This is a genomic window from Mediterraneibacter sp. HA8405, from assembly GCF_056148955.1.
The window spans coordinates 261,667-273,830 of the sequence record NZ_CM148758.1 but is presented as its reverse complement, the minus strand read 5'-3'; the positions used below and the strand labels follow the sequence as shown (position 1 = coordinate 273,830).

Below are 12,164 nucleotides of genomic sequence, written 5' to 3'. Positions count from 1 at the left end.
TTGCACTCATTCATATTTACAACCGATATATCCCTCCTTATAATGAATTCATAACCATTAATTATGAGAATCATTAAGAGGAGGGACTTTTTATGCCGGCAGATAATGAAAAGAAATGTACCCAGAAAACCACTACAGAACCCGTAAATGGTAACGGAGGCAATACAGTTGATGAGATCGATGAAATCAATGCAATTCAGAATAATATCAGAAAGAATCTTGAGTTTTTTAAAAAGAAACTGGATCTTTCTGATGATAAGGAACTTGCCTGTAAATTAGGAGTAACTCCTCCTGTCTATTCGCGTATTAAGAAGGGGGAGCAGCTGCCAAACCTGAATCCATTCCTCATTACACTGCATAAAAATAGATCCGAATTTCACTGCACAATAGATGATTTTTTGTTTACGGACCTGAGTGAGAAAGAAGATCCTTATCCTACAGATCTTCCCACTGCTATTTATATGAAATATGAAGGACTGTATCAGGTTTATTATTTCGATACGTCTGCTTACAAAGGTCAGGAGTTTACAGAGGATGCCGATGCATTAAAAAGTGGACTCATGTATATCTATCATGATGGAGAAGAAGGTGAAGTAAAAACTTACAATGTGATCGCGGTTCTGAATATGAGAAAAGAAGATACAGATGAACGCTATGCTGAGATTATGCGTAGACAGTGGCGTGGGGCAGACATAAAGAGTTACATTGCTGATCTTGGGGGAAGTACTCATGTTTACAAAGGGAAACTGGAACTCTCAGAGAAACATGTGTTTATTTCACTCCGTTATGAAAGCCTGAGGGACAAAGCTCAGATGATCTTCCACCGTCCATCCGGTAATTCAGATGAATATATTGGAGGACTGGGGATGTTGATTTCCGTGTCTAAGGGAAATAGTGCGTCGCCCTGTGTTCAATGTGTTGCACTTTCCAAGTGTTCGCTGGACGTATCCTCCGAGGAACTGGCTTCCCATCTGCTGATGGATTATCCTAATATTCAGGCAGGGGAAGAGATAGAAAAACTTGCCGATATGATGAATCAGCTGTATCGTAGCGGAAATAATCCGGATCTTCCACTTTCTGACGTTCACAAGAAGATGATCGTGCAGAACGAAATCGACAAAATTGTAAACGATGTGGTGACACATAATTTGTTCCGTATGGAGATGGTTACCGGTGAGGACGACAACAAGTTTTATCATTATCTGAAACGGGTAAGGAAAGCCAGTATGAGACGGGAGGGATGATCATGGGTGCGTCAGGTTCTACAGAGGAGAAGAGCAAGGAAAAAGAAAGGAAACCATTGACACAGGAAGAACGCGTGAAGATTGACCAGATGTTTTCAGAGCTTCTGAGAGAAATGAAAAAGCATGGTCTTCCGGATGTAGTTGCATTGCGTAATGCATACAATTTTGCTTTGAAGGTACACGGAGATACACGGCGTAAAACGGGTGATCCGTATATTACGCATCCTCTCTCAGTAGCAATGATTCTGGCGGAAATCGGACATGAGACGGACATTATTGTATCTGCAATTCTTCATGATGTGGTTGAGGACTGCAATGTCAGTGTCGAACAATTGGAAAAAGAATTCGGCCGCAACGTAGCTGATATGGTAAATACGGTGACAAAGGAAAGCCGCAGGCTATCAGGAAATCCGGAAATATCACCGGCGGATCTGGATGATCTTTCGGACCAGAAATTTCGTACGGAAATCCGAAAGAAGCACAATCGGAAAGCGGTATACGTTAAATGTGCCGATCGGATCCATAATCTTAGGACCATTTCAGTCTTTTCGGAAGAAAAACAGAGAAAGAAAGCTTACCATACCCGGACAGTAATCATACCTGTCGCCAGGGCGTTCCATATCCATAAGCTGGCAGACGAGCTTGCAAATCTCTGTTTTGAAATAGAAAATCCGGAAATGTTTCAGCGCGTTGGTGCGAAATATCGCAAAATTCTGAAACAGAATAGTGATACACTTTATGGAAAATATGGTCTGATTGAGACAACGAAAAGACTGGTATTTGATGGGGGAATTCAGAGTGACGATGTTGCTTCTTTTGAATTTATCGAACGCAGCGAGGATAATATTTTTTCAGAACTTCCGGAAATGATGGATACAGCGGCGGATCTTGAAAAGGTTTTGACGAAGAAGAATGTTCCACTTTTTGATGTATTTTTTATTATCAGTGATCTGTCTCAGCGCAATCCGGCAGATATTTTCTTTAGTTATTACAGCAATCTGCATACCAGCAGATATCATTATACGATTACCGGAATAGAATATCCGAAGTACCGGGAACAGTATTGTTACAGGTTGGAAGATGCGTATGGAACCAGATACAGACTGCATATTCAGTCTGAAACCCAGCATCTGGAATATGACCATGGCATTCTTGTGGCTGACGTGCAGGATTTCCGAAATGGTTTGTCTGGCGATACTTCAAATGATGATGGAACATTCGAAACGAAAATGATTCCGGTGTTTAAAAAAGACGGGACGTCTATGCTGATCGAAGATGGAGCCACTGTTCTTGATTTTGCTTTTGCAATTGACCGTAATATTGGCATTTGTGCAAAATATGCTTTGATTAACGGGAAAATGGAGAAAGAGTCGCTTCGTCGAAAACTCAGGGCAGGAGATCAGATAGAGGTTATCTCTGATCATGATAAACGCAGGCCCGAAAAAGATATTCCGCATGCGACAGTAAGATGGTTTGAATATGTATATACCAGAGAAGCAATCAGATTCCTCAGCAGATGGCTTGAAAAACATATGGATTCTGGTTCTCCGACAATGGTTGTACAGGACGGAGCGGGAAAGGAATATGATATCGAGATGGCGGCTACTGTCCTCGATTTTGCATTTGCGATAGATGAAGAGGTTGGTCTTCATTTGCAGAAAGCCTATGTGAATGGCTGTACAGAGCCGGCACAATTGGGAAAAACTTTACGTTATGGGGATAAAGTGATGTTTGAATACGATGTCCATGATAAAGAAACCCCGGTGTTTAACTGGCTGAATCTGGTCAAAACAAGAAAGGCCAGAGAACGGCTGGTCAGATATTTTAATGAAAATTACCATAAAGGATAAAGTGATGCAGTGCGAGGGAGGGCCATGAAATGACAAGACGGATCATGAAAAAAAAGAATGAGAAAAAGGCAGTCATTCAGTTAAACAGATTGTTTGAAAAGATGGATGCCCAGGAAGATATGATGAACAAAATTCTGGATAGTTTTGATACTCAGCAGGAGATATTGGAACGTTACTATCAGGAATATCAGGAATTAAAGCGAAAGAACCAGAAGCAATATCTTATGGGATATATCCGTCTGCGTGATGATATGCTGAAAGATGTGGACAGAATGAAGGAAAGTGGAAATATCGACGAGAATATGCTCAGGTTACTGGGAGGATATATCGATACTCTCACTATGGTGCTTGAGGATAATGGAGTTGATATTTATTGTTGCTATGCAAATGATGAATATGATCCGGAACTTCAGAAGCCACTGGAAAAAGTACATGTTTGTCGGGAAGAACTCGGGAACAAGATTGTCAAAGTATTCGGATGCGGATATCGATGGCATGGCATGATCCTGAAAAAGGTAAATGTTTCTGTAGGGATTTATAACCATTAAAATATATGAAAAGAAGGGCGAAGTGATGGCAAGATTTGAAAGTAAAATAATCGGTATTGATCTCGGTACAACGAATACTCTGGTAAGCTACTATGATGAGATCGCAAAACGCGGAGAGTGCTGTACAAGCAGAGAGGGAGGCAGTCTCACTCCCTCTGCCGTGTTTTTTGAAAATACTGATTCATATATTGTGGGAAGAGATGCAAAGGATTCGGCAATTCTCTATCCTGACCGCACAGCATTGTATTTTAAACGACTGATGGGAGAAACAAAAGAAGCGATTGATATCGGCGGAACAGTATATTCTCCACAGCAGCTTTCCGCCTTTGTATTAAAGAAAGTAGTTGAGGATGCAAATGAGGAGCTTGAGGAAGAAATTAAAGATGTAGTTATAACAGTTCCTGCATATTTCACTAGCGCAGCAAAGCAGGCCACGAAAGAGGCTGGTATTATTGCGGGATTAAATGTTAGGGATATTATTGATGAACCTTGTGCTGCTTTATATCATATCGACAGTATTAACGATTTGTCCGGAAAAACAGTGATGATTTTTGATCTTGGAGGAGGGACACTGGATCTTATTGCAGCTGAGGTAAAAGATAATGAGATTAATGAAATTGCGATAGGTGGAGATACAGAACTGGGCGGAAAAGACTGGGACAGAATGCTGCAGCAGCATATCAGGGACAGATATCTGGATGGAAGAACTTTGAGACCTGATGATGAACAGGATTTTGGAAATGATGTAGAGTATGTGAAAATATCGCTTACCGGAAAGATGGAAAGCAGGATGATCCTGAGGGATGATGCGGTGAAGATACCGGTTAAGATTACACGTTCAGAGTTTGAGACATGTACGAAGCCGTTGCTTGATAAAGTGCGTAAGACAGTACAGGGATTTATGGATGACCTTATAGACCGTGGAGTGGCCGGATTTGACAAGATCATCATGGTAGGAGGTGCCTCCAGAATGCCTCAGATCAGTGAGATGCTCCGGACAATTTTCCCTGATACAGAGCTGATTCAAAAAGATTGTGATGAAGCGGTGGCAAAGGGAGCGGCCGTATATGCAAAAAGGATTGCCCAGAAAGCGAAAAGATTCAGTGTAAGGCAGTCTTTTACCCCTAAACGGTTGAATCGGATCAGCGCCCGCAGTTATGGAATCGCAGCGTTGCTGGGAGATTATGGAGAAAAGAAGATTTGTAACATGATTTTTAAAAGTGCGGATCTTCCCGCCAGTGTATCAAAGAAATTTTACACTAGCATCGATAATCAGAAGAAAGTGAATATTTCTGTTTATGAAACGACAGCAACAGAGAGATATGCGGATATTGATGAGCGGACTCTCCTAGGCAATTGTGAGCTGATTATAGATGGAGATATTCCAAGAAAATCGGAAATTCTCGTGGATTTTAATTTGCGGCAGGATGGAACGCTGACAGTGGAGGGAAGAGAGCCTAAAGGACAGACAAGCGTAAGAGCTGTTATGGAATCCCGTGCATTATTAAATGCTGATGAATTAATTGCACAGAAAGATACTGTAAACAAACTTATCATGAAAGAATAGTTCTGTTGCATATTTGAAAATCAACTTTCAAAAGTTGCACAATAGTTGATTAAACATGACTTTAATCGAACGGATTTTTATTTACAATAAAGGTATACCTTGGCGGAGGTATGCCTTTATTTTTTAGATGACTGTAAATTAACAAAATAAAAGAAGGGGGCACAGAAGATGAGACAGTTTGGATGTAAAATTGTAGGAATTGATTTGGGAACCACAAATACGGTGCTTGCTTATTTCGATGGTATTTTGAAAAAGGGAGTCTGTTGTACAAATAGCGATGGAAGTTCGCTTACAGCATCGGCAGTTACATTCTTTTCAGAGGACAATGTCCTTGTTGGTAATGGGGCCAGGGACAGTGCTGTCGCATATCCGGACATCACGGCAACATTATTTAAACGAAAAATGGGGATTGAAACAGACGGTATTACAGTGAATGGGATTACCTATTCTCCCCAGCAGCTTTCAGCTCTTGTCTTAAAAAGTGTTATGAATGATGCGGAGGAGGAATTAGGAGAGAAAATTACAGACGCTGTCATAACTGTGCCGGCCTATTTCGGGACAAACCGCCGCCGGGCAACCATGGAAGCAGGGATGCTTGCCGGGCTCAATGTAAGAGGAATCCTGGATGAACCTGTTGCGGCGATATATAATGCTGACTCTATAGGAAAGCTGGAAGGGAAAAATTGTCTTGTGGTTGATCTCGGAGGCGGAACACTGGATATTGTGGTTGCCCATGTAACAGGAGAAAGTATTAATGAGCTTTTCATTGACGGAGATCTGAATCTTGGTGGGAGTGACTGGGATGCGGCTTTCAGGGAATATATCAGGGAAGAATATCTTGCAGGAAAACAGCTTGAAGTAGAGGATGAACAGGAACTGCTTATTAAAACAGAGATGGCAAAGAAACGGTTATCAGATAAAATGGAGACAAAATTCTCCGTCTCAACTTGTGAAGGCCGCTTTGAAATCTCACTGACCAGAAAAGAGTTTGAAAAGTGTACAGCCGGGCTCTTGGATCGTGTAAGACACGTGCTGAAGAGAGTGTGCCAGATGATGAGCAAAAAGACGGATAACAGAGAAATTGATCTGATCATTCTGGCAGGCGGTGCAACGAGAATGCCGCAGATCCGTACATTGTTAGATGAATTGTTCCCGGGAAAGAATGTGTCTGCAAAGGATGTTGATTGTGCGGTTGCCAAAGGAGCGGCAGTATATGCCCGGATGCTTCAGGCAGAAGAGCAGCGGGCAGTTGTAAAAATGTTTGACAATCCTGAAACGAAAAAGCTGAAAAGGATTGCGGGGAGAAGTTATGGTATTTCGGCGTATGTTGATGGAACAGATCATAGGAAAGTCTTTAATATGATCTATAAAAATTCAGTTCTGCCTGCAGAAGGCGACAATGTATTTTATACCAGATATGATAATCAGAAAACAGTAAGCCTAAAAATACATGAAAATAATGAGAGCACTTATGCATCAGAGCTTACAGTGTCTACACTGATAGGCGAGTGCGAATTGAAGGTTAATGGGAATCTCCCTGTCGGAACACCGATTTATACAATCCTGACACTGGACGAAAACGGAATGCTTTATGCAAAAGGCTATGAAAAAACAGGGCAGACTGAAATTGAAACTCATATTCAGACTGAAGCACTTCTTGAGGAAGGAGACCTTATCGCAGAACAGGAACAGATTGCGAATATGTTACAGGTGGTTTAAAGGAGAAGGTTGCTGAAATGCAGAGATATCTTACAAAACTGACGTGTGGATTTTATTTTCAGCTTCTGGATATAGATGAACAGCTGCTCTATAAAATGATCGGAGCAGCTGTTATAACAAAAACAGAAACGTTATATATAAGATATGCAGATAAAAACATATTCCATAAAGTATGTACTGCTCTCAGATATGACAATCCGGAATTCTTCTTCTGGGATTCAGAAACCAGCAGTATAACAGGGAATACAATTACACTAAAGTATAGGTTTGATAGTGTACAGGAAATTTTAAACATAAAGCAGAGGCTAAGAGAAATACGAAGGAGTATAGAAGAAATATGTTTATTTAATCAGGAATATTCAACGGAAACATGTATGGAAAATATGTATCGATTTCTGGTGAATAACGTGAAGTATGCTTATGAAGAGTTGCAGAAACCAGAGTGTACTAAGTGGATCTATGATATTGAGGGCTGCCTTGTAAAAAAACGTGCCGTATGTCTCGGTATTGCACAGACTGTTCAGTATATATGCAGGCAGTTGAGTATCACGAGCATTTTGGTTACCGGAGAAGCAGAATTAAATGGATGTAAGGTAAATCACGCATGGAACCTTGTGAAAATCGGAGGCAGATTCCGGCACCTAGATGCCACATGCGAGATATGTGAGAAGAAGGAAGTGTATCGATATTTTCTTATTCGGGACAACGATATATCAGAGAGAAATTGGAGAAAAGATATCTATCCGTCGGCACGATAGATACATGAATGGGTCATGCAGGATGAAGGGGTGATTTCCATATGAAAAAAAATGGGGTAAATGAAGAAAAAATCCAGGAAATACAGACAACTTTCTTTGCTATTAAAACTGAGAAAGTGGAGACTGGTCATACAATTTGTATAGAGTCCGAAGTCTATAATCTCCGGAAAAACTTACTGTATGAGTTTTATATCATCGATCAGGAGGATGAATGCCGTAGACTGAACTGCTGCCTTGAAATGATGCTTGCAAAACAGCTGGGCGAACCTTTGGAAGGGGAAAACTATTGTTTCTTCCTGGCGCTGGATGAAGAAACTGAGTTGTATCATGTCCAGTCCTATATTAAAACGTCAGACAAGCCCATTTTTCGAGAGTATCTGGAAAGTGCAGGTCATAATCCCGATAATAAGGTTCTTGTTGCTTTTTCAGGTATGACAGAAGAACAAAAAAAATCTCTCAAAAGACAGCTTGATTCGCCCGAATATGCAGAAGGAGAAAGGGATGAACGGCCTGCACCGATATTCAACACAGAAAGCGAACTGAAATGTAAATATGCGCTTGTCAAAGGTCATTACAGTCCCAAAAGTAGAGAATACATAGAGGGGAAATTTGCAGTTTTACAAAAGTCTTCGGATGGCAAAGAGAAATACCATGCAAAAGAATGTTTAAAATATTTTCTGACTATTAATTCGGGTGTTCAGAAAGGATTTTCTTTTTCGGCTGCTTGTCTGCGTAAAGAGATAAGCGCGAGCCTTTATGGAATGGAGACGGTAACAGAACGGATCATAGAGATACTCATGGCTGCCAGAAGAAGTGGAAACTCAAACTGTTGTATTCTTCTGGTAGGAAGTTCCGGAACAGGGAAAACAGAAGTGGTTCATGCTGTTTCCCGTGGGATAAACCGTCCTATTGTAACGATTGAAGGATCTGCTATGCGTTCCGGGCTCGATCTTATAGGAGAAGATAAAATCTACGATAAATCAGAACCGGGAGCGGCTACGCTTCAATTTTTCAGGGCGGGAACTACAGATGTGGTCTTGCTGATAGACGAGCTCGATAAGATGGGACGAGATGCGAGGGACGGCAACTGTTATAATGCTCTGCTGTCTCTTCTGGAAGGATATGATACCTATCTCGAAGGCTGTCTCGATTTGTCTTCCACATTGGTATTTGCTACGGCTAACTCACTGTATGGTATTCCGGATGCTGTGGTAAACAGGTTTGAAGTGATTCATATTCCGGATTTCGATTTTGAGAGAAAAATAAAGATTTCTAAAGAATACTCTGTCCCTAAACTGTTGAAAAAATACCATTTATCAGAAGGCGAACTAAAAATCAATAACGATGTCCTTGAAATGCTTGCCAGACAGTATTGTTCAGATGCGGGCATGAGAGATATGCAGAAATTTTTGGAAGTAATATTCCAGAGAGTGCTTGTAAAAAATGGTAAGGGACTTGTTTCTGTGAATACAGAAAATATCAAGGAATATCTTGCCGTGGAACCGGATAAGACAAATCTGAGAGTGCTTTATAATAATCAGTATCAGTATTACAGCGAGGAAGAGCGCCGGGAAATAGAGGGAATGTTTTCCACTATGGCAAGTCCGGCTGCAGATTCAAAAGAGAGGATGACTATCAGAAGGAAACTGGAATATCACATTTATATGAACCCTTATGAGGAAAATCGTGAGAAAGTAGGCATTGAATCATTTTATCGTACACTCGAAGAAAGTCACTTTGGGATGGAGGCTGTCAAAAGGCAGATTATTCGCTCTTATTATTCAGAAAAGCAGCCGAATTTCAGATTCCTCTTTTATGGTCCTGCAGGGACAGGTAAGACTAGCTTGATTAATGCAGTGGGCAAGGCTTTAGATATTCCAGTTGTTCGGATTAACTGTAATGGTCTTTATGATGTGTCGGTCTTAAAAGGTACGCCGGATCTCTATGGAAATGGGGACTGTGGTGCAGTAATAAGGGGAATGAGTAAAAAGAGAACAAGGAGGGTTTTGATACATCTGGATGAAATCGATAAAGGACTGAAACAGGGAGGATCAGGAAACATAGAATCGGTTTTAATGGAGTTGTTGGATGACAGCAGACTCTGGCACGATACTTTTCTGGATTTTCCGATAAATATGGATTCTGTCAGTTTTATTGCGACATGTAACAGTCTGAATGAAATCAGTCCGATTTTACTGGATCGTTTTCGTATGATTCCTGTTATGGGTTACGAGCCGTGGGAGAAGAAACAGATTGCCTCAGCTTATATTCTGCCAAGACTGATTCGCCGATCTGGATATGATAATCTGCAGATCCATATGGATGCGGCTGCTGTGGAATATCTTGTGGATTACTGCGCACCGGGAAGGGGTGTGAGAGGGTTGGAACATTGTCTGAGGACAGCTGTGGAGGCGTTGATTGAAGAATATTGCAGTTCGGGAAAAGAAGAATTAAGTATCAGCAAATATCTGCTGGAAAAAGAAATAGGATCAGCTGTCAACAAAGAAGATGAATGCCCTTGCAAAGATACAAAAGCGGTGGGAATAGCAAAAGGAATTGGAGTCTGCAATGGAATCGGAAGAATTATGACAGTAGAGGCAACAGTGCTAGACAGGAACGAGACTGTAATAACGGGCAGTGTGGAAGAGGATACAAGAGAGAGCGTTTTGGTAATCCGTACGCTGGTTGAGACAATGACATCAATATATGGGAAAGGCATGCATATACATTTTGGTACAATTGGCGAGCGAAAATGCGGTCCATCTGCAGGCCTCAGTGTTTTTGTCGCTGCATATTCGGCATATACCGGCTTGCCAGTTCCAATGGATCTGGCTCTTACCGGCGAGGTGACGTTGAAAGGATATGTAACAGGCGTCGGAGGTGTAGAAGAGAAGATCAGAGGAGCACAGAAATCGGGATGCGGTCTGATCTGTGTTCCGAAACAGAACTATACGGAAAAAGTGGAAGCATTATGTGAAAATTCAGAAACAAAGGTTCTTCCGATATATCATGTAAAAGAAGTTCTCAAACATGTTTTTGGAGAGGGGGAAGTAAAAGATGGAGGAATTATTTAAACAGCCGCTCGGGGTACAGCTTGTCAATCTTTACGCTATGCGCTTGAAGTGTTTAAGAGAAGGGAACGGGATGCATCAGGCAATATACTTGTTTCGGTATATTAAGATTTTAGCAATGCTCGGACTAATCCCTTATTCGGTATATAAAGAAATTAACTTAAGATATGGGTGGCGAGAAGAAAGCGCTAAGCTTTATTTTTGCATAGCCAGAGTGCTTTGGAACGAGCTTGGAGTGTACAAAAAAGATGCTGATATCCCTGATATAAAAGTCTTGAGCAATCAATTAAACCGTTATCCATCGATTCGGTACAATTGGCTGGAAAGAGCGTATCTTCGGAGAGATTCAGATATTTTAAGAATGGAGTTACGCGGAAATTATTACATTTTATTAGTCCGTCATCCCATTAAGGGGGAAAATAATCTCTTTATCATATCGGCAGACAAGGTGAATGCTGTTGAAAATATAGAAAAAAATATTTCAGAGATTTTGTGGAATAAGGATGAATTTGAGAAAATAGGCGGCCTGACATTAGCTGAAGGCATCAGGAAATTTCCCTGTATTCTTGAAGATTTTGAAGAAGATATTCTTTATTATGATCTTCCTGATCGTGATGATTATATTGCAGAATATAAAATGCTCACAGGAGAGGGGAAAACAGGTAAAATGAAAACTCCAAATCTTTTCTGGAGTCATACATTTTGGGGAAGATGTTTGGATAAATTTGCCTACTGGCACAAAAAGAAAGGGATTATTTATTATATAGAGGGGGAAGAACATAAGCTGGCGGATCTCCCAAATCATTGTGAAGTGGAGTGGAAGAAAAACAGAATTGAGCTTTGTTTTACTCATGAATCTGTCTTTTTTGAAAGGATTTTTTATGACCTGGAAGGGAATTGCCTTGCAAGTTCAAGGAGTGATCAGTTGGAAGATATGTGGTGGCTGATTGTCCAGCTGGTGATTCCACCGGGTTTCAGGATTATGACAGACCGAGATATTGATTTATTAAGACGATATCATGATAACTTCAGCATAAACTGGATCCGGCAGAAACTGAGTGAAAGAAATTTCTTGGCAAGTAAAAAGGAAAAGGCATTTCAGGATATCCTTACTCTTCTGGAGGAATGCGGCTGTGATGATGATAGAGATATTCTTTCGATACTCAGAATATTGGCTCACTATACATTCAGAGTTATTGAAGATGCCTTTGCTGTAAGATGTTACTTCTCAGAGCTCTTCTATAATGTGTTGATACAGGCAGTAGATTTTCATGAGAAAGACAAGTTCCTCAATATACTGGAATCGGATTCCGAAACAGCGTTTGCCCCATATTGTATCAGGACACAAGAAGAATGCGATGAAATGATGGATAAAGCGATGTTTTCATATGATAAAAATTAATCATG

General features: G+C 40.8%; 8 protein-coding genes. All 8 read left to right on the top strand.

Annotation, left to right across the window (positions count from 1 at the left end; all coding sequences use genetic code 11):
• Nucleotides 1–92 precede the first annotated feature (92 nt).
• Nucleotides 93–1,244: a hypothetical protein gene (locus AC0QUU_RS01305; protein ID WP_474544154.1), complete on the top strand. Its 1,152-nt coding sequence runs from the start codon at nt 93–95 to the stop codon at nt 1,242–1,244.
• Between the two features lie 2 nt (nt 1,245–1,246).
• Complete coding sequence (locus AC0QUU_RS01300) at nt 1,247–3,094, top strand: HD domain-containing protein (protein WP_474544152.1); 1,848 nt, start codon at nt 1,247–1,249, stop codon at nt 3,092–3,094.
• Between the two features lie 29 nt (nt 3,095–3,123).
• Entirely contained in the window at nt 3,124–3,642 is a 519-nt protein-coding gene (gene grpE, locus AC0QUU_RS01295) for a nucleotide exchange factor GrpE (protein WP_474544150.1), read from the top strand.
• A 25-nt stretch (nt 3,643–3,667) separates the two neighbouring features.
• Complete coding sequence (locus AC0QUU_RS01290) at nt 3,668–5,209, top strand: Hsp70 family protein (protein WP_474544148.1); 1,542 nt, start codon at nt 3,668–3,670, stop codon at nt 5,207–5,209.
• 168 nt (nt 5,210–5,377) lie between these two features.
• On the top strand, nt 5,378–6,928 hold the full coding sequence (locus AC0QUU_RS01285; protein ID WP_474544146.1) for an Hsp70 family protein: 1,551 nt from the start codon (nt 5,378–5,380) through the stop codon (nt 6,926–6,928).
• A gap of 17 nt (nt 6,929–6,945) precedes the next feature.
• Nucleotides 6,946–7,686, top strand: coding sequence for a transglutaminase domain-containing protein (locus tag AC0QUU_RS01280; protein ID WP_474544144.1), 741 nt, complete (start codon nt 6,946–6,948; stop codon nt 7,684–7,686).
• A gap of 41 nt (nt 7,687–7,727) precedes the next feature.
• Nucleotides 7,728–10,760 carry an AAA family ATPase gene (locus AC0QUU_RS01275; protein ID WP_474544142.1) on the top strand — a complete coding sequence of 1,011 codons (3,033 nt, stop codon included), beginning with the start codon at nt 7,728–7,730 and terminating at the stop codon, nt 10,758–10,760.
• Nucleotides 10,744–12,159: a hypothetical protein gene (locus AC0QUU_RS01270; protein ID WP_474544140.1), complete on the top strand. Its 1,416-nt coding sequence runs from the start codon at nt 10,744–10,746 to the stop codon at nt 12,157–12,159. Before AC0QUU_RS01275 ends, AC0QUU_RS01270 begins: the two co-directional genes overlap by 17 nt.
• The last annotated feature ends 5 nt before the right edge of the window (nt 12,160–12,164 follow it).